Source organism: Salinicoccus sesuvii, assembly GCF_042648145.1.
GTDB classification, from domain to species: domain Bacteria; phylum Bacillota; class Bacilli; order Staphylococcales; family Salinicoccaceae; genus Salinicoccus; species Salinicoccus sesuvii.
In genome coordinates this window covers 267,722-289,023 of sequence record NZ_JBHRWV010000009.1, presented here as the reverse complement: position 1 = coordinate 289,023, position 21,302 = coordinate 267,722, and the positions used below count along the sequence as shown (strand labels likewise).

25 protein-coding genes and 1 riboswitch are annotated in these 21,302 nt (G+C 42.2%); of the genes, 4 read left to right on the top strand and 21 right to left on the bottom strand.

The features are described 5' to 3' along the window. Positions 1-159: 159 nt before the first annotated feature. Both ACFOJ8_RS11985 and ACFOJ8_RS11980 read left to right on the top strand, forming a co-directional pair. Complete coding sequence (locus tag ACFOJ8_RS11985; RefSeq protein ID WP_380650939.1) at positions 160-327, top strand: HAD family hydrolase; 168 nt, start codon at positions 160-162, stop codon at positions 325-327. After that, the gene (locus ACFOJ8_RS11980; protein ID WP_380656940.1) at positions 324-815 is read left to right on the top strand and encodes an HAD family hydrolase; all 492 of its coding nucleotides are present in this window, start codon (positions 324-326) and stop codon (positions 813-815) included. Before ACFOJ8_RS11985 ends, ACFOJ8_RS11980 begins: the two co-directional genes overlap by 4 nt. Before the next feature lie 62 nt (positions 816-877). On the opposite strand, the gene guaA is transcribed toward ACFOJ8_RS11980, so the two are convergent. Beyond that, complete coding sequence (gene guaA, locus ACFOJ8_RS11975) at positions 878-2,422, bottom strand: glutamine-hydrolyzing GMP synthase (RefSeq protein ID WP_380650936.1); 1,545 nt, start codon at positions 2,420-2,422, stop codon at positions 878-880. A 20-nt stretch (positions 2,423-2,442) separates the two neighbouring features. Beyond that, complete coding sequence (gene guaB, locus ACFOJ8_RS11970) at positions 2,443-3,912, bottom strand: IMP dehydrogenase (protein WP_380650934.1); 1,470 nt, start codon at positions 3,910-3,912, stop codon at positions 2,443-2,445. 80 nt (positions 3,913-3,992) lie between these two features. Beyond that, positions 3,993-4,093, bottom strand: a riboswitch (purine riboswitch). A 142-nt stretch (positions 4,094-4,235) separates the two neighbouring features. Between guaB and ACFOJ8_RS11965 the strand changes: the two genes are divergently transcribed. Next, positions 4,236-4,634 carry a hypothetical protein gene (locus tag ACFOJ8_RS11965; RefSeq protein ID WP_380650931.1) on the top strand — a complete coding sequence of 133 codons (399 nt, stop codon included), beginning with the start codon at positions 4,236-4,238 and terminating at the stop codon, positions 4,632-4,634. 50 nt (positions 4,635-4,684) lie between these two features. Here the strand turns inward: ACFOJ8_RS11965 and ACFOJ8_RS11960 are convergent, their stop codons facing one another. Continuing rightward, positions 4,685-5,299, bottom strand: a complete 615-nt coding sequence (locus ACFOJ8_RS11960; protein ID WP_380650929.1) for a YfbU family protein — start codon at positions 5,297-5,299, stop codon at positions 4,685-4,687. A 226-nt stretch (positions 5,300-5,525) separates the two neighbouring features. Then, a complete protein-coding gene (locus ACFOJ8_RS11955; RefSeq protein ID WP_380650928.1) occupies positions 5,526-6,371 on the bottom strand; it encodes a helix-turn-helix domain-containing protein in 846 nt (281 codons plus the stop codon). A 192-nt stretch (positions 6,372-6,563) separates the two neighbouring features. On the opposite strand from ACFOJ8_RS11955, the gene ACFOJ8_RS11950 reads away from it, so the two are divergent. Beyond that, entirely contained in the window at positions 6,564-7,727 is a 1,164-nt protein-coding gene (locus ACFOJ8_RS11950) for a DUF2382 domain-containing protein (RefSeq protein ID WP_380650926.1), read from the top strand. Positions 7,728-8,140: 413 nt separating this feature from the next. Here ACFOJ8_RS11950 and ACFOJ8_RS11945 read toward each other — a convergent pair whose 3' ends face one another. The 17 genes from ACFOJ8_RS11945 to rpmH form a co-directional block, all read right to left on the bottom strand. Further along, positions 8,141-8,356 carry a DUF6366 family protein gene (locus ACFOJ8_RS11945; protein WP_380650924.1) on the bottom strand — a complete coding sequence of 72 codons (216 nt, stop codon included), beginning with the start codon at positions 8,354-8,356 and terminating at the stop codon, positions 8,141-8,143. Positions 8,357-8,495: 139 nt separating this feature from the next. Continuing rightward, positions 8,496-8,735, bottom strand: coding sequence for a 30S ribosomal protein S18 (gene rpsR / locus ACFOJ8_RS11940; RefSeq protein ID WP_031546752.1), 240 nt, complete (start codon positions 8,733-8,735; stop codon positions 8,496-8,498). A gap of 195 nt (positions 8,736-8,930) precedes the next feature. Continuing rightward, positions 8,931-9,617 (bottom strand): molybdate ABC transporter permease subunit, encoded by a 687-nt coding sequence (gene modB, locus ACFOJ8_RS11935; protein WP_380650922.1) that lies wholly within the window; start codon positions 9,615-9,617, stop codon positions 8,931-8,933. Continuing rightward, positions 9,598-10,356: a molybdate ABC transporter substrate-binding protein gene (modA, locus tag ACFOJ8_RS11930; protein ID WP_380650920.1), complete on the bottom strand. Its 759-nt coding sequence runs from the start codon at positions 10,354-10,356 to the stop codon at positions 9,598-9,600. The genes modB and modA overlap by 20 nt, the downstream gene beginning before the upstream one ends. 210 nt (positions 10,357-10,566) lie before the next feature. Beyond that, the gene (gene ssb / locus ACFOJ8_RS11925; protein WP_380650918.1) at positions 10,567-11,076 is read right to left on the bottom strand and encodes a single-stranded DNA-binding protein; all 510 of its coding nucleotides are present in this window, start codon (positions 11,074-11,076) and stop codon (positions 10,567-10,569) included. 21 nt (positions 11,077-11,097) lie between these two features. Next, positions 11,098-11,400: a 30S ribosomal protein S6 gene (gene rpsF / locus ACFOJ8_RS11920; RefSeq protein WP_380650916.1), complete on the bottom strand. Its 303-nt coding sequence runs from the start codon at positions 11,398-11,400 to the stop codon at positions 11,098-11,100. 115 nt (positions 11,401-11,515) lie between these two features. Continuing rightward, on the bottom strand, positions 11,516-12,616 hold the full coding sequence (gene ychF / locus ACFOJ8_RS11915; protein WP_380650914.1) for a redox-regulated ATPase YchF: 1,101 nt from the start codon (positions 12,614-12,616) through the stop codon (positions 11,516-11,518). 12 nt (positions 12,617-12,628) lie between these two features. Then, complete coding sequence (locus ACFOJ8_RS11910; protein ID WP_380650912.1) at positions 12,629-12,823, bottom strand: DUF951 domain-containing protein; 195 nt, start codon at positions 12,821-12,823, stop codon at positions 12,629-12,631. Positions 12,824-12,825: 2 nt separating this feature from the next. Continuing rightward, entirely contained in the window at positions 12,826-13,755 is a 930-nt protein-coding gene (locus tag ACFOJ8_RS11905) for a mechanosensitive ion channel family protein (RefSeq protein WP_380650910.1), read from the bottom strand. 23 nt (positions 13,756-13,778) lie between these two features. Continuing rightward, entirely contained in the window at positions 13,779-14,636 is an 858-nt protein-coding gene (locus tag ACFOJ8_RS11900; RefSeq protein ID WP_380650908.1) for a ParB/RepB/Spo0J family partition protein, read from the bottom strand. 108 nt (positions 14,637-14,744) lie between these two features. After that, the gene (locus ACFOJ8_RS11895) at positions 14,745-15,557 is read right to left on the bottom strand and encodes a ParB/RepB/Spo0J family partition protein (protein ID WP_380650906.1); all 813 of its coding nucleotides are present in this window, start codon (positions 15,555-15,557) and stop codon (positions 14,745-14,747) included. Between the two features lie 16 nt (positions 15,558-15,573). Then, on the bottom strand, positions 15,574-16,287 hold the full coding sequence (gene rsmG / locus ACFOJ8_RS11890; RefSeq protein WP_380650904.1) for a 16S rRNA (guanine(527)-N(7))-methyltransferase RsmG: 714 nt from the start codon (positions 16,285-16,287) through the stop codon (positions 15,574-15,576). Beyond that, positions 16,284-18,167, bottom strand: a complete 1,884-nt coding sequence (mnmG, locus tag ACFOJ8_RS11885; RefSeq protein WP_380650902.1) for a tRNA uridine-5-carboxymethylaminomethyl(34) synthesis enzyme MnmG — start codon at positions 18,165-18,167, stop codon at positions 16,284-16,286. Before mnmG ends, rsmG begins: the two co-directional genes overlap by 4 nt. A 13-nt stretch (positions 18,168-18,180) precedes the next feature. Continuing rightward, positions 18,181-19,560, bottom strand: coding sequence for a tRNA uridine-5-carboxymethylaminomethyl(34) synthesis GTPase MnmE (mnmE, locus tag ACFOJ8_RS11880; RefSeq protein WP_380650900.1), 1,380 nt, complete (start codon positions 19,558-19,560; stop codon positions 18,181-18,183). Positions 19,561-19,574: 14 nt separating this feature from the next. Next, positions 19,575-20,414 carry an RNA-binding cell elongation regulator Jag/EloR gene (gene jag / locus ACFOJ8_RS11875; protein ID WP_380650898.1) on the bottom strand — a complete coding sequence of 280 codons (840 nt, stop codon included), beginning with the start codon at positions 20,412-20,414 and terminating at the stop codon, positions 19,575-19,577. A 16-nt stretch (positions 20,415-20,430) separates the two neighbouring features. Then, positions 20,431-20,766: a ribonuclease P protein component gene (rnpA, locus tag ACFOJ8_RS11870; protein ID WP_380650896.1), complete on the bottom strand. Its 336-nt coding sequence runs from the start codon at positions 20,764-20,766 to the stop codon at positions 20,431-20,433. A gap of 114 nt (positions 20,767-20,880) precedes the next feature. Next, positions 20,881-21,018: a 50S ribosomal protein L34 gene (rpmH, locus tag ACFOJ8_RS11865; RefSeq protein ID WP_000240855.1), complete on the bottom strand. Its 138-nt coding sequence runs from the start codon at positions 21,016-21,018 to the stop codon at positions 20,881-20,883. Positions 21,019-21,302: the final 284 nt, after the last annotated feature.

Below are 21,302 nucleotides of genomic sequence, written 5' to 3'. Positions count from 1 at the left end.
TATTACGGGAAATGGCCTGTCTATACATTATTACAACACAGTTGATTTTTCAGTTTTTTCGAGGTTAAAAAAAATCTACGTACGCTAACAATTGTAATACGATAAATATATGTAACTCCCGAAGACAATGAACACTATAAAACGAAGGGAGAATTATAGATGGATACTAATAATACTAAAGCTATAATTTTTGATTTTGACGGAACATTAGCTGATACATTACCCCTTTGCTTTCATTCATTGCAGACCGTTTTTAAGACTTTCGATTATAAGACTTTCTCTGATGACCAAATAAAAGAAATGTTGGGCCTACTGAGCCTAATATAATAATTAAAAATCTTAGACATGCTGACAAAACTCAGGCAATTGAACTGTTTTTTAACACTTACTCAAAAAAACACCAAGAATACGTTCTACCAAATCTCGAAATCATCTCTATGTTAAATGCGTTAAAAGAGAAAGGGTATAAATTGGGAATTTTCACTGGTAAATCTAGTAAGAGCTTAGAAATCTCATTACACTCCCTCGATCTAGAGGATTTATTCGATTGTAAGTTGACGGGAGATGATGTTACTAAACCAAAACCTCATCCAGAAGGTATTAGAAAAGTGTTAAACCTCTTAGGTAGTAATAGTGATGAAACAATATTCTTGGGTGATAGTGATGCTGATATTATCTCTGGTAAACAGGCCGGTGTCTATACCATAGGAGTACATTGGTTACCAAACATTCAAACTGCACAATTTTCCGTACAACCTGATATTGTGTTTGAAGATATAAGTGAATTTCTAAATTATTTCCCCGATAGCATATAGATTTATTGCAATATTAAACCGCTCTGTCCTTTATGGCCAGAGCGGTTTAACGATTTCATATACTATTCCCACTCGATTGTAGCAGGTGGCTTGCTCGTTATATCGTATACAACGCGATTAATCTGCTCGCTTTCGTTAACAAGACGTTTCGATATCCTCTCAAGTACATCCCAGTCAATTCTCGCGAACTCACTTGTCATACCATCAATACTTGTGACAGCACGAATACCGATAGTGTGGCTGTAAGTACGGTAGTCGCCCATAACGCCGACTGAGTGGATGTCTGGAAGGACAGTGAAGTACTGCCAAATTTCACGGTCGAGGCCAGCTTTGCTGATTTCATCACGCAAAATCCAGTCGCTTTCACGTACAATCTCGAGCTTCTCTTCCGTAATTTCTCCAAGTATGCGGATACCAAGACCAGGGCCTGGGAATGGCTGTCTCCACACAAGGTGTTCTGGAATACCGAGTTCAATACCAAGCGCGCGCACTTCATCCTTGAATAAGGTATTGAGTGGCTCGAGCAGTTTGAACTGCATGTCTTCTGGTAGGCCACCTACGTTATGGTGCGACTTGATTGTCGTTGCAGTTTCTGTACCAGATTCGATAATATCCGTGTAGAGCGTACCTTGTGCTAGGAATTCTACATCTTTTAATTTGGTCGCTTCATCATCAAACACGTAGATAAATTCGTTACCGATAATCTTGCGCTTCTGTTCAGGATCCGCAACACCCTTAAGCTTACTCATGAAACGGTCTTTTGCATCGACTCTGATGATATTCATGTTAAAGCCTTCACCAAACTGCTCCATGACCATATCACCCTCACCTTTACGGAGCAGACCATGATCGACGAATATACATGTTAGATTATCGCCAATGGCTCTGTGCATCAGTACAGCGGTAACAGAGGAATCCACACCGCCACTCATTGCGCACAGTACTTTCCGATCGCCGACTGCTTCACGTATTTTTTCCACTTCGATGTCGATGAAGTTGCCCATTGTCCATTCGCCGTGACACCCACAGATATCACGAATGAAGTTTTTAATGAAAGTATCACCATTTTTGGAATGTTTGGATTCCGGGTGGAACTGAACACCATAAATATGCTTCTCTTCGTGCTGTATACCTGCATATTTACACAGTGGTGTGTAGGCAATCTGCTTAAAGTCTTCCGGAATACGCGTCACTTTGTCACTATGGCTCATCAGTACGATTTCATTCTCCGCAAGACCACTGAACAGTGATGCACTGACATCGAGACTGATTTCAGTCGGGCCGAACTCTTTTTCGTTTGAGGGAACAACTTCCCCGCCGTTCAACTGTGTAATCAGTTGCATGCCGTAGCAGATACCAAGTACAGGGACACCCAGTTCAAATACACCTGGGTCCACCGTGAATGCATCGTCTGCGTAGACGGAGCGCGGTCCTCCGGAGAGTATGATGCCTTTTGGATTGAGCGCTTTAATTTCATCTATCGTAATGCTTGGGTTGTGGAGTTCACTATAGACTCCGAGATCCCGGATGCGTCGTGTGATCAGTTGATTATACTGACTGCCGTAGTCGATAACCAGTATAAGTTCTTGTTCTTTAGCCATTTCCATCTTTCAGCAGTGCTCCTATCTTATCTAGAGTAGTTTGGGGATTCTTTAGTAATTTGAACATTATGCGGGTGACTCTCGATCAATCCGGCGCCCGTAATTTTCACAAACTGTGCTTGTTCTCTCAAGAACTCGAGGTTTTGAGATCCTGTGTAGCCCATGCCGGATCTCAGCCCACCCATCAGCTGATAGATTGTGTCGTTCAACGGCCCCTTATACTCTGTACGTCCTTCAATACCTTCAGGCACAAACTTTTTAGCTTCTGAATCTTCTTGGAAATAACGATCTTTTGAGCCTTGCTCCATCGCACCCAATGAACCCATACCACGGTAAGTCTTGTATCTTCTACCTTGGAAGATTTCTGTTTCACCTGGGGATTCTGCAGTGCCGGCAAGCAGGCTGCCGAGCATGACCGCATGACCGCCGGCTGCTAGCGCCTTGACGATGTCCCCTGAAAGTTTGATACCCCCATCTGCAATGATTGCTTTACCGTGCTTGCGCGCTTCAGAAGCGGCATCGTAGACAGCAGTGACCTGAGGCACCCCTACACCTGAAACGACACGTGTTGTACATATCGAACCTGGACCGATGCCCACTTTGACGACATCCACCCCTGCATCAATCAGTGCTTTTGTACCTTCTGCTGTCGCTACGTTGCCAGCAATTAATGTTACTTCCGGAAATTTCTCCCGAACATCCTTGATTGCTGCAAGTACTCCTGCAGAATGACCGTGCGCTGTATCAATAACGAGTGCATCAGCACCTGCATCGACTAGTTCCTGGGCACGCTTCTCTGTTTCTTTTGCGATACCGATGGCAGCTGCAACTAGCAACCTGCCCTGATCATCTTTTGCTGCATCAGGGAACTCGATGACCTTCTCTATATCTTTTATTGTGATGAGCCCTTTTAATATGTCGTTCTCATCAACCAGAGGGAGTTTTTCTATTCTGTACTGTTGTAGGATTTTTGCTGCTTGGTCAAGTGTCGTACCCACATCAGCAGTCACGAGATTCTCTTTTGTCATGACGTCATCAATCGGCTTCGAATAATCTTCAATGAATCGAAGGTCGCGATTTGTAATGATACCAATCAGCTTCTTCTCTTCCGGATTATTGACAATTGGCACACCCGAAATACGGTACTTACTCATCAGATGTTCAGCTGCAAACACTTGCTCTTCCTTTGTTAAAAAGAACGGGTTGGTAATGACACCGTTCTCGGAACGTTTAACCTTTTCTACTTCGTCGCGTTGGCGTTCGATCGACATATTCTTATGAATAACACCTAGACCGCCTTGTCGCGCCATTGCGATTGCCATGGCTGATTCAGTTACAGTATCCATACCTGCACTCAATACAGGAATGTTCAATTTGATTCTATCTGATAGCTGAACGGATAAATCCACTTCTTTTGGCAATACTTCAGAGTGCGCTGGAACCAGTAGCACATCGTCAAACGTCAAACCTTCTTTTTCAAACTTTCTCTCCCACATTCTTAATGCCTCCTATTTTTTAAATAGTGCACCTTAAATAAGATAATATGATAGGAACAATAGAAATACAGCCGATGCCGAATATCCAATTGTTATTTCATAGTAGCTTTATTTAAGGTAAAGCCTAGAAACTCATAATCCATATTATTATGATTATATGAAATAAAATAATTAATTACTTATGATAGCAAAAAAGCTTACCATAGACAATGTATTTAGAATAAGATAGATAATACTGAAAATTTGATTAATATTGCGTTTTTATTGCAAGAGAGGGGGAATATGAATTGAAACTTACATAAAATTCGAGGAGGAGATCAATTGTGAATTATTTTGAACTTTACAATAGTCAAGAAGCTGTACTCGATCGAATTATCCAGTTGAAATCCGAAGGTTATTACGAAGAGGATGTTCATCTTCTTGGTAGAGATGATACAGAATTCCAAGCTCTCGAGTATACAGAAGTAACATACCATACGCATATCACCGATGATAGAGGACTTAAAGAAATATTGGCTAAAAATGAGCCCGCGGAAAGCTTTTTGCATTACCATATATTTGACGATGATGAGATTGAGAAATATCTATTCAGAATTAGCGAAGGCAATTACCTACTGTTTTACAACGATTATGAGATGATGGAACGAAGAAAAGAAAATCAGGAGAGAGACGAAAGTGCTGAAGCAGATTTCAAAGCGGAAGCCAAAGACTACGTCAAGTAAAAAACGATGTGGAGGGCGTAGATCACTCTCCATATCGTTTTTTATGACTACTATTCCTTGAAAGAGACTATATCTTCCTTTACAAGCTGAAACCCATTTCGATTTTCTGTATCAGTGGGGTTAATATGTCTTGGACGAATTAGTTGCGACTCTCGTCCTTTTCTTATACAGATTCTCCTGATCTGATTAGATGACAGTACTGTCGCATTTCCCAAAGAGCGGTACGTAACGAGCATTTGCCTGTAATGGGAAAGCGAGAGTTTATAATGGCCTTTTCTTTTTTGGATTTGCACTTTCTGGTGACGCTTTAGAAAATTGTAATATGTAAAACAATGATGCTCGACTTTACTACTACAATCAAACCCGCTGAAATACACATGATATTTATCGGTAATATCATTGCGCACGTCCTCAGGTAGAGAATCTAATGACTTTTCCAAGGTGGTAAACATTTCAAGAATTGTGTCTACCTCGTCAGAAACATCCAGCGCCACTCCTTCTGTATCTATCATTTCAAGAACATCAGGATATCTCTTCTGTACCCCTTCAACAAGGATATCCATATAGTAGCTATACGAAGAACGGTTTATCGGATCTAACAGACTTAAGATCTTGTAGTGATTGAAACATATCAAGCGCATAACGGGACTTTCAAGATTTCTCATCTCACCAACCACCTTTGCTTAAAAGATATGTTCAGGGCACCAGCATTTATGGGGCTGTTCAGATACATCTTCCTTAATTGGTACTCCATTCACACCTACTAAAAGTAATGATACTGTAAAAAGTACAAACAAGTTTTTCATTTCTGATCCTCCACAATTTGTAATATGTGTTCCAATTACAGAACACTTCTATTATAGAAGAATCGCTGTAAAAAATGACGATTTGTTAGAAAGTATTCTCCTCAGAATAATTTTCTAAATTAACCAGCATTTGTAGTTTATTTGCGATTTCAAAAAATATTCTACTCTTCTTTTTAAATTCATAATATTCATCGAATCTATTTAAATTCAACAGAGCAGACATCTTCATATAAGATACATAGCAGATAAGATATGTAGATTCATGATTATGAAGTATGTGCAATGCTTTATTAGAGTATTTGAGCGTCTTCTCATGCTCTCCAGCTTCGCAGAATTTCACTGAGAGATTATATAAGATTTTAACGACTATTTTATGAGAGCGCTTTCTAGATTTTTCGTAATAATACAACGCTTCTTTGTAAGAATCCAAATCATTCAAGTTTTGAGCATTGAAGATGTTTCCTTTTGCTAAATGCATTTCTGCAACTAGTTCGTACATCTTTTCATTTTTTTTGTTTTTTTCGATTGCTCGATTGATTGAAATTATTGCAGCTCTATATTCTCCTTTAGATTGTTTTACAAGCCCTTCGTGCCAAAGTTTATAACCCCTCATTTCCGGAGAATCGTTCCACAGATTTCTTTCATGGCTTTTTAAAATTAAATCAATCTTATCATAGTCGAGTTGTTCCCGTGCTTTATCTAATTTTTCTCTTACTGTATGAGCTAGAGTCTTAGAATTTCCGCATAAAACCTCATGAATATCCAGCTTCAACCTCTCTAGAACATCTATTAGCTCGTTTAAAGGGATTGTATAAATGTCATTCTCCAATCTTGATATTGCCGATTGCGATGTTATGTTCTCAGCTAATTTCAGCTGGGACAATGCCATTAACTTTCTCCTGTTTCTTATCCGCTCTCCTACATTTTCCAAATGTTCCCACCCCTTCTAGAATATTATTCCATATTGTCTATATCAATGTCTATTTAATTTTTTACACCTAGTTTATGAGACTTCACTATGGGTATATTCTAATTACATGCAATGTGTTATTAGAATTTGAAAATGATTAATTCACTAGTAAAAGCGACAACACTTAAATTATAGAAAGTGGAGGTAAACATTATGCGTAAAATTGAATCGTACACAAGTGAACAAGAAATGCTAGGTAGAATTGAGCAACTCAAATCTGAAGGTGTAAACGAAGACCAGATTACAGTAGTATCTAGAGAAGAACTCGAAGGTTCTTCATTGAATTATACCGATGTAGAGTATAAAACATCCGAGGGAAGCACTTGGGACAAGATCGTCTCATGGTTTACTGCTGAGCAACCTGAAGACCGTGTGATGACTAACTTAAACCTCAGTACGCAAGAAGAAGACGAGTACAAGCAAGCACTCGACAGTGGTAAAATCCTTTTGTATGTCAACGATGAAATGGAAGGCGATACAACTGACTACCCAACCGATCCTCTATTAGAAGACGATGCTGATAGAGTAGATACTGGTAAGTCTGCAAACCGACCAGATGCTACGCCAGGTGGTGCGCACAGCCCAGGTTTAACTGGTGCCGCAGGAGCGACAGCTGCTACTGACGGTATTGGCTCAGATCGCGAAAGAGATGAGAACAGCTACGTTGATGGTGCTGAACGGCCGGAAGTTGGCACAGACTACAGTGGGGAAAACACAGAAACACGTGTAATCAATGATGACATGGTGGAAGGTCGCCGTGACCAAAATGTAGTGGACTCCGAGAGAGATGGTGCACTAGGAGAAAGGGAAGGTAATTACAACGTGGACGATAGAGCATTGAACAATGACGAATTTGCAGATAGAACAGACTTAACCGATGAAGAGAAAATCCAACTTCGCGAAGAACGATTGAATGTAGACAAAGAAAATGTCAAAACCGGTGAAGTAAATGTTGAAAAGCATGTCGAAACAGATCATCAGGAATTTGATGTCCCTGTAGAACGTGAAGAAGTAACAGTTGAACGTCGTCCTGTAGACGATGACCGTCCAGCAGGTAACATTAACGAAACAGATAATGATTCCATCAATGTTTCTGTAAATGAAGAACGTGTTAATGTTGAAAAAGAAGATGTCATAAGCGAAGAAGTTGTAGTCAAGAAAGATAAAATTAAAGATACAGAACATGTGTCCGAAGATGTACGTCGTGAAGACGTTGACATCGACGAAACCGATTCTACAACAGGTGCTCCCGGTAACGATCGTTCAAGAGATAGCGTAGATAATGACCGTCTAGACAACGACAGAAATAGATTTTAAAAGTATAATAGACCCCAAATGGCCTTCAGGTCATTTGGGGTCTTATTGTACGTTAAAATTTGTTACTTCATATCTATCTTACTATGCTACAGTAGTTTGATTGAAAGCAATTCTGTCGAAAATAAACCTGACTGGAGACCCTACTACAATTAATTATAATGGCAACGCAAAGACAAAGTTTTTCAAGAAAGTAAACAAGTATAGACTAATTATCGAAATATCGCTATAATTCCTGCCTTCATTTGCATAATTTGTCCGAATGTATACCCCAGTAGAAAAATATGTAATCATACTGAAAACCAAACTTTCCTTTTTGTGGCTGGCGTACGTAAACCTCATTTTCTAATTAGCAAGATTCAATATACCTATTTATAAATTTACTTGGTAAGTGAGCACCATTTGAACAATCGAGATTAATTGAAAATGAAGAAGCTAATGATTGCAACTACTGTAATAGCAAGAATCAGTACAGCAAGTCCCTTCCACCCTAGACTACTTGCTAAATCATTCGAACTACCATTATTTGTCCTATTGAAAGTATCTCTTAAATTACCGCTAGCATTATTTTTCAGTTCTTCGCGCTGAAGTCTTTCTCTCACTTGTTCAAGTCTTTCCTTGTGTTCAACCATTGGAAACGCCCCCCTTTTATAATAAGTTTTATTATTCCTATATTAACAAATTAGAGTCGCATATTTTCTTTTATAAATTTCTACAATCAAAAAACCCCCTGAAACGTTACCGCTTCAAGGGGTTAACACTTAGCCTATATTATTGCTCTTCCTTAACATATGGAAGCAATGCCATATGACGTGAACGCTTGATTGCTTTTGTAAGCTGGCGTTGATACTTCGCAGAAGTACCTGTTACACGTCTTGGAAGAATTTTTCCACGTTCTGAAATGAACTTTTTAAGGAGATCTACTTCTTTATAGTCAATGTGCGTAATGCCGTTAGCTGTGAAGTAACAAACCTTTTTGCGGCGACGACCGCCTCTTCTTGGACCTGCCATGAGTTATCCTCCTCTACAGATTGAACGTAACTTTGCAGTAGTGTGTGAGTACTGCATCCGCAAGTTCATATCTATAATTTTGTTATTTCCTATGAACGTGTGGAAGTGTCTTTGTATGTGCATGGTATATTTTACACATTTACATTCCTCTTGTCAATCGGAGAATTATGTCAATTGTAGCTTTTAATTATACAATTAGCGGCTCGGGTGTTTTGATCTAGCAAAGAATAGCATGACAAATGAAATAACGACGATGGTGATGACCCACATCCAAGCAAGCGTCATCCTTCCAGAGTCAAGCGCAATGTAGATGGCTGTTGGTACAGTTTGAGTAACCCCCGGAATGTTACCAGCAAACATCAAAGTTGCTCCAAATTCTCCCAAAGCCCGAGCAAAACTCAATATCCCTCCTGCTATCAGTGCTTTTGATGCAAGCGGGATCGAAATGTATAGAAACGTCTGAAAACCTCCTGCGCCATCCACCTTAGCTGCTTCTTCAATGTCCCTATCGATATTTTGAAATCCTGCTTTGGCAGACTGATACATAAGCGGAAAGGCAACCACCGTGCTGGCAATCACTGCCGCATACCAAGTGAAGATGACAGGCTGGTTGAAAATCCATGTATTCCATTCGCCGATAAAGCTATTGTTGCCGAAGATAACAATTAATAGGAATCCGACTACTGTCGGTGGTAGCACGAGTGGCAACATAATGAATGTCTCGACGATGGATTGACCTTGAAAACTGCGATCGACCATCCATCTGCCTACGAAGGTACCAAGGATAAAAACAACAAGGAATGCAATGATCGACACCCTTAAAGATAAAAGAACCGGCTCAAGAAATGCCTCTAACGTAATATCAGTGAATAGTGAATCCATAGTCTTCAAACACCTTTAGTGCCGCTTCAGATTGAAGAAACTCATAGAATTCTAAGGCAGCCTCATGATTTTTTGAATCTTTCATTACGCCTGCTGGATAAAGAATAGGTGTATGGAGAGAAGCGGAAATTTCCTCACTGATATCGACTTTATCACTCTCAAGTGCATCCGTCCGATAGACGATTCCTGCATTGACATTCTTCGTTTCCACGTAGGATAGCACCTGTCTAACGTCCTTTGCATACACAATATCTGCCTCAACATCATCAAATAAATTAGAAGCTGTCAATGCTTCTTTGGCATACATACCAGCCGGTACAGTCTCCGGCGTACCTATAGCAAATCTATCAACCTGATCTAATTTATCCATGCTGAGTGGTTCATTTCCACTTGGTACAATGAGTACGAGCGAATTGCCGAGCAACTCAGTATGAGCAGCGTCATCAATTTTTCCATTATCGAGCAGAATTTGAAACTTATCTTCCGCTGCTGAAATAAAAAGATCTGCAGGCGCGCCCTGGGATATTTGTTGCTGCAATGCACCAGACCCGCCGAAATTGAAAGACAATTCAGCGTTTGGTTGAACTTCTACATAAAGCTTTTCGATATCCTCCATCGCACCACTAAGACTGGCAGCCGCTGAGACCGTAATAGATTGCTTTTCTTCAGTTGAAGCACTATTACATCCTGCGACCATCAAAAAAACACATGATATGCATAGAAGCATTATTCTTCTCATAAAAATACTCCATTCTCAATTAAAGGTTCATATACAATTATAAACATAGAAGAAGTATTAGAGAACACGCCCTAGGCGATTTATTGTGAAATAAAAAAGACATTCCGGATTATCCAGAATGTCTCTCATATAGGATACACACACTATATCCTATATATGCACACACACACTTTCACACGTTTATTACAAATACCTCATCTTGGGTATCGATTAGAATGGTAGGTCATCATCACTGATATCAACCGGCCCATCTGCATTTGCAAATGGATTTTCTTCATTCGAGTTACGACTCGACTGCTGGGGTGCCGGTCTGGAACCAGTGGACTGGTTGCCATACTCATTCTGGTAGCTATCTGCGGAATTGTTATTGTACTGTTGATTACTGCCTTGCCCCTGCTGCCCTTTAGGCTCCAGGAACTGGACACTATCGCATACTACTTCAGTCACATATACTCTTTGGCCTTCTTTGTTCTCATAGGAACGGCTTTGCAATCTGCCATCTACTCCTGCAAGACTGCCTTTCTTCAAATACTGGTTGACGTTCTCTGCTTGTTTACGGAAAACCACACAGTTGATGAAGTCAGCACCGCGCTCACCATTCGAACTTGTAAACGGACGGTTGACCGCCAGTGTGAAGGTCGCTACAGAAATATTACTTTGACTGACTTTCAGTTCAGGGTCTTTAGTAAGACGCCCTACTAATACAACACGGTTCAGCATGTAATCAACTCCATTGTATTATTACTTGTTGTTTTCAGCTTGTTCATCAACAACAATGATGTGACGAATCATATCATTGTTGATTTTAGCCAAACGATCGAATTCGTTTGTTGCTTCCACATCAGCATTGACTTTGACAATGTGATAAAAGCCTTCTTTGAAATCATTGATTTCGTAAGCCAGACGACGTTTACCCCACTCTTTTGATTCGACGATTTCCGCTCCTTGGGAAGTCAATACGTTGTCAAAACGCTCAACAAGCGCTTTTTTCGCGTCTTCCTCGATATCTGGGCGGATAACATATAGAATTTCATATGCTTTCATCTTCTACACCTCCTTATGGTCTTTAGCGGCCTATCTACATGGAAATAGGCAAGGAATAATTTTCATTACTCACAATCCAGTATTATACCAGTCATCGATTCATTTTACAATGTTTCTATACGTTAAATCTGAAATGGACAACGTCTCCATCTTTCATAATGTACTCTTTACCTTCAAGACGCACCTTACCGGCTTCTTTGGCTTTTGCCATATTACCGTTGGTGACAAGGTCATCGTAGCTGACGGTTTCTGCACGGATGAATCCTTTTTGGAAATCGGTGTGGATGATGCCGGCACATTCCGGTGCTGTCATGCCTTCTTTGAATGTCCACGCTCTGACTTCTTCTACGCCTGCTGTAAAATATGTGGCAAGCCCAAGCAGTCCGTAGGCCGCTTTGATCAGCTTATCCAGACCGGATTCCTCAATGCCGAGATCCTCCAAGAACATCTCTTTCTCTTCCTCATCCAGCACAGCAATCTCCTCTTCGACTTTAGCTGAGATTACAATAACCTGGGAACCTTCCTTCTCAGCATATTCCTGAATGGACTTAAGGTGTGCATTCTGATCGAGATCAGCGAGTTCTTCTTCTGCAACGTTTGCGACGTAAAGCATTGGTTTTTGCGTCAAAAGATGCAAGGTTTTGACCTGTTTCGCTTCTTCTTCAGTAAATTCAAGGGCGCGAACCGGCTGGTCATTTTCCAATCCTTCTTTAATTTTTATGAGCAGTGCCTGTTCAGCCATTGCTTCCTTATCTTTTTGTTTTGCCATCTTTTCAAGGCGTGGCAACCGTTTCTCTACACTCTCAAGGTCTGCAAAAATCAATTCCATATTGATAATTTCAATATCATCAATCGGATCGATCTTACCTGAGACGTGTGTTACATTCTCATCGTCGAATGCGCGTACAACCTGACAGATTGCGTCTACCTCCCGTATGTGGGCTAGGAATTTATTGCCAAGTCCCTCACCCTTGGAAGCGCCCTTGACAATCCCTGCGATATCTGTAAATTCAAAAGCAGTCGGGATGGTCTTCTTCGGTTCCACCATTTCCGTCAGTACATTGAGTCTCTCATCGGGCACTTCAACGATGCCGACATTCGGATCAATTGTTGCGAATGGGTAGTTTGCTGCGAGTGCACCTGCTTTAGTTATTGCGTTAAATAGTGTGGATTTACCAACGTTTGGCAAACCGACGATACCTGCTGTCAAAGCCATTTATAATCACCTTTATGCTTCATATTTTTGTCTAACTGTCTTCATTCTTTTCTCAAAATCACGTCTTGGCATCATAATGATTCGGTCACACTGGGTACACTTGATTTTGATATCCGCTCCCATGCGTGTGATGCGAAATAGTCTATTGCCGCAAGGATGTTGCTTTTTCATTTCAATAATATCATTTAAATCATATTCTTTTGTCATGACTATTCACCTTTGTTTTTAGAGACATCGAACTGCTGAATATCCATTTTGGGTACTGAAATTTCAATACCTTGTTCAATGAGGTGACTCTTGATTGCCTGGCGCATGCGACGTGTTGCTCCAAAGTGCTCCATTGGCTTCGTTTCAAGCATAACACGGATTATCGCTTCACCATTCTGAATACCTTGGAGGCCGAGAACCTCAGGCTTCGCGATTAATGTTTCCTCCTCTTGCCAATGTGCAGTAAAGTAGGACTCAAGTATACCCTCTATTCGCTTGACATCCTCTTTGACTGCGACATTTACATCCAACATCGATATCGCATTGTAACGAGAAAAGTTAACCACTTCGTTGATGATACCGTTAGGAATGATAAACAACTCGCCTTCCCAGCCTTGTATTCTTGTCGAACGAAGTCCGAAAGATAGTACTTCACCTTCCGCTACTGTAGTGCCAGAGGTATTGGCCCTAATAAAATCGCCCTTGTCAAACTGGTTTTCGAGAAGTATGAAGAATCCGGTGATAATATCCTTTACCAAACTCTGCGCACCAAAACCAATCGCTAGGCCAACGACGCCGGCACCCGCTAGAAGCGTTCGTACTGGTAGGTTGAATGATTCTAGTACCATCATGATGATGACGAACCAAATAAAGACCGTGGCGGTATTCTGAAGTACATTTATGAGCGTCTGATTACGTTTATCTGTACCTTTCAAACGTGATTTTCCTTTAGCTTTGAAGAGGTTTGCTATTAATCTATTGACGATTTTAACAAGAATCATCGCAACGATGATTAATATTATTGCTGTTAATATGCTTTGGCTGAGATTAACCCATAGCTCAGGATTACTAACTTCATCTACAATTTCTTCCACAAAATCTAAATTTGGTGGCTCTGCACCTATAGTTGTTCCCAAATCAAACAAACTCACACTCTTTCACCTTCACTTTTCATTTAATCGTTTTCTAATAAGGACATGATGCGCTTGTATTCTTCTTCATTTCTGAATTCAAAGGAGATCGTGCCCTTTTTACGCTGCTTCTTAATTTCAACTGTTGTACCGAACCGTTCCTTTAGCACGGCTTCGTGCCGTTCGATAAAAGCTGGTCTGCTCTGATTCTTTTTTTGTTTTTTAGGGGCCACTCGGTCTTTGAGATCTTTGACATAAGTTTCAAGTGCCCTGACACTCATCCCTTCTGCGATTGCGTGCTTTGCTGCACGCTCAATCTGCACAGGGTCATTTAACGCCAATAGGGTGCGTCCGTGAGCCCCTGAGAGTTCATCATCATTGATCATCTGCCGGATTGACTGTGGCAATTTGAGCAGTCTCAGCATGTTGGCAATATAAGGTCTTGATTTACCAAGTCGCTGCGCCACTTCGTTCTGGGTGATGTTCAATGTTGTCATAAGTTGCCGATAACTCAGCGCCTCTTCGAGGGGATTGAGGTTCTCGCGTTGCAGATTTTCGATGATGGCTAACTCCATCATTTCTGTATCTGTCATCTCCTTGACGATGGCCGGAATGGTCGTAAGCGCCAGTAGCCTACTTGCACGGTAGCGTCTCTCTCCAGCGACGATATCATAGCCTTTGACCGATTTTCTGACAATGATGGGCTGGATGACGCCATGTCTCTCAATCGATTCAGCCAGTTCCTTTAGTTTCTCTTCATTGAATTCCATCCTCGGCTGGTATGGATTTCTTCTAATTTCGGAAATTTCAAGTTCAATGACTGTTTCACCTTCACTGTTCCCTGAAAATAAGGCATCCAGTCCCTTCCCGAGACTTTTGCCGAACCCTTTCTGCCTCGCCATCTCCACTACCTCCAGTGCAACATTCCTATATGTAGAAATCACATGTTGCTATTATATCAGGCAGTTCGTCATTTGTAACATAAGAAAAACACCCACGCACGTGAGTGTCTATTTATATATCTTGATCGTCACTTCATGGAACGCCGCTTCGTCGGATGTTTCATAAGAAACATCGAATCCTTTATCCTTGAGCCTGTCCAATTCACGATTAAGATCATTCAGGACGAAAGAGACATCTCCGTTGAAATCAAGCGCACCATTTTTGTGCTTGAGCTTTTTTCTGACTGCTTGCTCGGTATCCTTGACTGTCATTTTTTCCTGTCTAATCTCTTCAAGAACCTCACTCTGCATTTCATCTTCCAGGCTGAGCAGCGATCTGGCATGGCGTTCTGTAATTTCCTGTTTCTGCAGTGCCTCGATCACTTCATCGGAAAGCTTCAGAAGACGAAGCTTATTTGCAATGAAAGACTGGCTCTTTCCAAGGTTCTGCGCCAAATTCTTCTGTGTAATGCCATCCATCTTGAGTAGCTTCTTGTAAGCTTTCGCTTCTTCTATACTGGAGAGATTCTCGCGCTGAATATTTTCTATCAGCGCGATGGCAGCAGATTCCGTGTCGGTTAGATACTTGACGATGACTTCCGCTTCTTCGCGATTAAGCATCTTTAATGCCCTGAATCTGCGCTCTCCTGCAATAATCTCGTACATGCCCTCTTCTATCGGACGTACGGTGATAGGTTGGAGCAATCCATGTTCTTCGATAGAATCAGCCAGTTCACGAATCCTTTCATGATCAAATTCTGTACGCGGCTGATACCGATTCGGAACGATATTTTCCATCGGCAAGTGCTGTAATGACACATTCTCCTGCTGATCTTCACTTTTATCTATCAGACCAAAAAGTCTTGAAAATGGTTTCTTCACTTGCCACACCTGCCTTTTACTTTAGTGGAGATTTATTAGGAGTACCCGCTCTCCTTGGATATTTCCCGGGTGATTTTCTACGTTTTCTGATATCCAGTATATAGCGCTCACTATCTTCTTCAGGAAGTGTAAAGTTATGCGTGCCTTCAAGCTCTCCCCCAAGCAGTTCCAAAGCGAATTGACTCTCTTCAAGCTCCAGAACACCTTTGCGCCCTTTAAGGACTATGAAGCGTCCGCCTGTTCTGACGAGCGGCAAGCAGAGTTCTGCTAACACATTCAACTGGGCCACTGCACGTGCTGTCACGATATCGAACATGTGGCGCTGTGCACCTTGCGCAAAATTCTCTGCTCTATCATGCACCAAGTGCATCTTATCAAGATCGAGTTCTGCAGTCAGTTCATTTAAAAACAGGATGCGTTTGTTCAGCGAATCTACGATGGTTACCTTGATATCTGGTCTGACTATCTTTAGCGGGATGCTCGGAAAACCAGCTCCAGCACCCACATCACAAATACTGGCACCTTCAGGAATATCCACATGAAATAAAGGTGTAAGTGAATCGTAAAAATGTTTCAAGTAAACATCCGCTTCGTCGGTTACCGCTGTGAGATTGACTTTCTCGTTCCATTCGACAAGCATGTCGAAATATCTCCGGAACTGGCTAATCTGAATGTCGTTCAACTCTATGCCTTCTTGCTTCAGTGCCTCAATAAACTGTGCTTCTCTCATGCATTCACCCGTTTAATGTCACCTTGTTCGATATAGACGAGCAGGATGGAGATGTCTGCCGGATTCACTCCGGAAATTCGTGAAGCCTGTGCAATATCAAGCGGCTTGACTGTCTTTAATTTATCGCGTGCTTCTGTAGCGAGTGAATGAATGGCGTCGTAATCGATATCCATTGGTATCTTCTTTTTCTCCATACGCTTGACCTTATCAACCTGTAGGAGCGACTTTTTGATATACCCTTCATATTTCACTTGGATTTCGACTTGTTCATATTCTTCTTGTGTAAGAGTCGTCTCTTCTTCCATTATAGTCATAATGGAATCATAATCCATTTCAGGACGTCTCAGCAACTCGATGGCAAGGATGCCATCCTTCAGTGCTGTGCCACCTTTTTCAGCAATAATAGACTGAGCAAGTGCATTTGGTTTGATGCGTATACCTTTCAGACGGTCCAGTTCGTTTTCAATGTTTTGCTTCTTCACTTGGAAAGCGTCGTATCTCGCGTCTGAAATCAGACCGATGTCGTGACCAATTTCCGTCAGGCGCATGTCGGCATTGTCATGGCGGAGTAGCAGACGATGCTCTGCTCTTGAAGTCAAAAGCCTGTACGGTTCGTTGGTCCCTTTCGTTACAAGGTCGTCGATGAGTACGCCCATGTACGCATCGGAACGGCTGAGCACGAGCTCCGCTTCCCCTAGCAACTTGCTTGCTGCATTGATGCCTGCAATAAGGCCTTGTCCTGCTGCTTCTTCGTAACCGCTTGTGCCATTGATTTGACCTGCAGTATAGAGGTTTCTGATTTTCTTCGTCTCAAGCGTCGGCCAAAGCTGGGTCGGTACAAGCGCATCGTATTCGATAGCGTAACCGGAACGCATCATTCTAGCATTTTCAAGGCCTGGAATAGAAGAAAGCATTTCTCTTTGTACATTCTCAGGCATACTCGTAGAGAGACCTTGTACGTAGACTTCCTTTGTATCCCGACCTTCAGGCTCTAAGAAGATTTGGTGACGTGGCTTATCGTTGAAACGGACAATCTTGTCTTCAATGGATGGACAGTAGCGTGGTCCTGTACCTTTAATCATGCCGGAGTACATTGCTGAGAGATGCAAGTTATCGTTGATGATAATGTGTGTGTTCTCAGTAGTATAAGTCAGCCAGCAAGGCAGCTGATCCATGATGAACTCAGTCGTCTCGAAGCTGAAGGCGCGCGGCACATCATCTCCTGGTTGAATTTCAGTTTTCGAGTAGTCGATGGAGTCAGAATTGACTCTCGGTGGTGTCCCGGTTTTGAATCGAACAATATCGAAGCCAAGCTCTTTCATCTGATCTGCAAGAGGTACAGAAGGCATCTGATGATTCGGTCCGCTGGAATACTTCAAATCTCCCAAGATGATTTCGCCTCGCAAGAACGTACCTGTCGTAACAATAACAGCATCTGCTTCATATACTGTGCCAATATTTGTTCTGACACCTTTGACTTCGTCATCTTCGATGATCATTTCGTCCACCATACCCTGAAGAATATCAAGGTTCGGTTCATCTTCTAGTACACGTTTCATCTCCTGCTGATACAAAACCTTATCTGCTTGTGCACGGAGTGCGCGGACGGCCGGCCCTTTACCAGTGTTGAGCATGCGCATTTGGATGTGTGTTTTATCTATTACTTTCGCCATTTGTCCACCGAGCGCATCGACTTCGCGGACTACGATCCCTTTCGCAGGCCCTCCGACAGAAGGGTTGCAGGGCATGAAGGCGATATTATCGAGGTTGATTGTCAGCATGAGGGTTTTAAGTCCTTTGCGTGCAGAAGCCAGCCCCGCTTCGACGCCGGCATGTCCTGCACCAATGACAACAACATCGTATTTCATATTATCCGCCATAGTTATCCTCCTTTTATTTTCCGAGACAGAACTGACTGAAGAGTTGGTCGATCAGCTGTTCGCTGACATCCTCACCAATCACTTCGCCGAGTAGTTCCCACGTTTTTACAAGATCAATCTGGATGATGTCCACTGGAACATCCATTTCAGCAGATTCTATCGCATCAGATATTGCCGAAGCTGCCTGCTCAAGCAAATGGATGTGACGGTTATTCGATACATAGGTGGAATCCACAGACTGTATTTCACCTTCGAAGAATAGAGCGGCAATCCTGTCTTCAAGTTCATCCACACCTGTACTGTTAATGATTGATGTCTTAACGATTGGCATTTCAGGATATCTTGATTTTAGATCTTCTACATCCAATTTTGTTTCGAGATCCAATTTATTTACAATATTGATGACCTTCTGATCCGACATGGAATCGAGGATCTCAACATCTTCATTTGTTAATGTTTCGTTGTTGTTGAGCACGTACAAGATGAGTTCCGCCTCTTTTAGTGCCTGACGACTGCGTTCGACGCCAATTTTCTCAACGATGTCGTCGGTATCGCGTATACCGGCTGTATCTATCAGTTTGAGTGGAATACCATTGACGTTCACGTACTCTTCTAGAATATCTCGGGTCGTCCCCGCAACATCGGTTACGATGGCTTTATTATCCTGAATGAGATAGTTGAGCAGGGAGCTCTTGCCGACATTCGGCTTGCCGATGATGACGGTACTGAGTCCTTCTCTGAGAATCCTACCTTGCGTACTGCTTTTCAGCAGCTTCTGGATTTCATTTTTAACTTTCTGGGACTCTTCTTGGAGGAATTCAGTCGTCGCTTCCTCTACATCATCATACTCCGGATAGTCGATATTTACTTCCACTTGGGCAAGTATGTTAAGGATGCTCTGGCGCAGATCCTCGACATACGACTTCAGTCTGCCTTGCATTTGCTGATTCGCGACTTTGGATGCTTCAGTCGTCTTCGATCTGATGAAATCCATAACGCCTTCTGCCTGAGACAAGTCGATTCTGCCATTCAGAAAAGCACGTTTTGTAAATTCACCCGGCTCTGCCATACGGGCACCATGCTTTAATGTAAGTTGAAGTACTCGGTTAACCGTGTGTACGCCACCATGGCAATTGATTTCAACGATATCCTCACGCGTATAGGTCCGAGGGGCCCTCATAATCGCGACCATGACCTCCTCCACCGATTCCTGTGTCTCGGGGTCCATGATGTGCCCGTAGTTAATTGTATGCGAATCTACTGATGACAAAGGTTTCGCCCCTTGATAGAGACGGTCTGCAATTTCAACAGCATCGACGCCCGATAGACGCACGATTGCGATGGCACCTTCACCCACCGGGGTGGAGATGCTGGATATTGTTTCTAATTGCATGATGCAATACTCCTTTACTTCTTTTCTATTACGATATAGCGGTTTGGCTCCGATCCCTCGGAGTGAGTTTCGATACCTTTGATTCTACTCAGTGCATGATGCATAATCTTCCGTTCTGCTGAAGGCATTGGATCAAGACGGACTACACCATTCGTACGCTGCGCCCTTTTGGCCATATTTACGGCCAGTTCTTCAAGGGTTTCACGACGCTTTTCACGATAGTTCTCGACATCAAGCAAAATGGAACCATAGCTTTTATAGATGGAATTGAAGAATTGCTGACCTAATTCCTGCAAAGCATTGAGTGTTGCTCCGCGTTTACCGATCAGTTTAGCTGCCATTGGAGAGGAGAGTTCAATGCGGATTTCGTTATGCCTGAGACTCACGGTACTGCTTCTCTCAATGTTCATATCTTTTACGACCCGTTCGATATAGCGTCTCGTTTCCTCTGCCGCTTCCTCAAATGACATCCCGTGTTTCGCCGGCTCGACTCGCTCCGTCTCCTGGATCGGAACGCTCTCTTGCTCCTGGTTGTCTGGATTTGCGATCTTTTCTTCCACCTCATACGATTCAGGCACCTGTTCCTGCACTTGATCCTCCGACGATTTTTTAAGCTCGGTCGTATCCGCGCCCTCTGGCTCCCTTGCAGCCAATGCGTCAAGTGAGCCATAGCTCTTCAGTTCAGGGTTGATGACAGTGAGTCTGACGACTGCTTCCTTTTTACCTAAACCAAACAGTCCCTTTCTGCCTCCTGCCTCAACGTCGATTTTGACGTCTGCTTCCGACAGTCTAAGTTCTTTGAGTCCCTTTGCGATTGCACGATCAACAGTTTCATCCCTGTAGACTTTGTCCATGACGGTGCCTCCCATGTCATTTTATGCATTTTGCGATTTTCAGCACATGTAATAGCGATTTCTCCATCTGGTGATAATCCATGCTGCTGACCGGTTGCCGAGCGATGACAACGTACTCTCTCGGTTTTAGCCTATTCTGATGATGCTGGAAAAAAACACGTATCCGCCTTTTGATCTTGTTGCGTTTTACGGCATTTCCAAGACGTTTTGACACACTAATGCCAAGACGCATGTGATCAGTTTTCGGATGATCAGCCAGATAGACGACGAATTGCCTGTTTGCATAGGACTTTCCTTTTTTAAAAACAAGCTGGAAATCACGTTCTTTTTTTATTCTAAATCTCTTTTTCATCACTATTACGCTCTCTCACATATGATATTTCATTATACAAAATTACACGAAATTTATAAAACAGCACGCCTATATGCACAAAAAAAGATCACCTATATCAGATGATCTTGGGGATTAGGCTGAAAGTACTTTTCTACCTTTTCTTCTACGACGGGCCAATACTTTGCGTCCGTTCTTTGTGCTCATTCTTTTACGAAAACCGTGCACTTTGCTGTGCTTACGTTTATTTGGCTGGTAAGTACGTTTTACCATATTAAATACACCTCCATGATACCTATTGCCTGTGTGTAGCTTTTAGAATTGTAACTATTAAAGAATAACAGATGAGTCTACAGAATTCAATACATTTTTCACCAGGAATTTATGGATTCTTTTTGTGGATAACCCACAATGTGGACAATCTATGTGGATAAATCAGCTGTGGATAAGTCGTATCCACAACTTACTCGTATACTTATCCCCAATTCCACACACGTTGGCAGGACACTTGTGGATAACCTTGAGATATGTGTATATCTTTAGTTAGATGTTGATAT